The sequence below is a fragment of the Methylobacterium sp. J-068 genome (assembly GCF_022829445.1).
In the GTDB taxonomy this organism is placed as follows: Bacteria; Pseudomonadota; Alphaproteobacteria; order Rhizobiales; family Beijerinckiaceae; genus Methylobacterium.
In genome coordinates this window covers 1-899 of record NZ_JAKSXY010000121.1, presented here as the reverse complement: position 1 = coordinate 899, position 899 = coordinate 1, and the positions used below count along the sequence as shown (strand labels likewise).

General features: G+C 66.6%; 1 protein-coding gene. It reads right to left on the bottom strand.

The window, feature by feature from the left end; translation table 11 throughout:
* A partial coding sequence (bamA, locus tag MKK54_RS20255; protein ID WP_244013583.1) for an outer membrane protein assembly factor BamA occupies window positions 1-899 on the bottom strand: 899 nt, incomplete at both ends.

Sequence of the window (899 nt, the reverse complement as noted above, 5' to 3'; positions counted from 1 at the left end):
TGGCCGCGTCCCAGGAAGTTCGATTCCGAGACCGAGACCTCGCCGATGATGCCGTCCTGGGTGGAGTAGCCGCCCGCCACCGAGAACGAGCCCGTGGGCTGATCCTCGACGTCGATGTTGATGATCACCCGGTCGGCCGAGGAGCCCGGCTCGTTGGAGAAGCGCACCTTCTTGAAGAAGCCGAGCCCGTTCAGGCGCCGCTCGGCCCGGTCGGTGAGCACGCGGTTGTAGGCGTCGCCCTCGGTGATATCGAGCTCGCGCCGGATGACGTAGTCGCGGGTGCGGGTGTTGCCCCGGATGTTGATGCGTTCGACGTAGACGCGCGGGCCGTCCTCGACCACGAAGCCGAGGGCCACCGTGTGGGTGGCGCGGTCGCGCTGGCCGGTGGGGCGCACCTGGGCGAAGGGGTAGCCCTGGCGGCCGACCTGGTTGGTCACGCCGTTGAGGGTGCGTTCCACGTCCTCGGCGTTGTAGACGTCGCCGACCTGGGCGCGGATCTCGCCGTCGAGGGTCTGGGTGTCGAGGCCCGGCAGGCGCGAATCGATCGCCACGGCGCCGACGCGGTACTGCTCGCCTTCCTCGACCGTGACGGTGATGACCCAGCCGGCATCGCCCTCGCCCTCGACGTAGCGGGCATCGGCGTTGACGACGCGGAAATCGGCGTAGCCGTTCTTGAGGTAGTAGCGGCGCACGATGTCGAGGTCGCTGGTGATGCGATCGGGATCGTAGACGTCCGAGGTCTTGATGAAGCTGAGGAAGTTCATCTCCGACGAGGACATGAGCTCGCGCAGCTTGGACTCCGAGTAGGCCTGGTTCCCGACGAAGTTGATCGCCTTGATGCCGGTCTTGTCGCCTTCCTCGATCACGTAGATCACGTCCAGCCGGCCGTTCGGAAGATC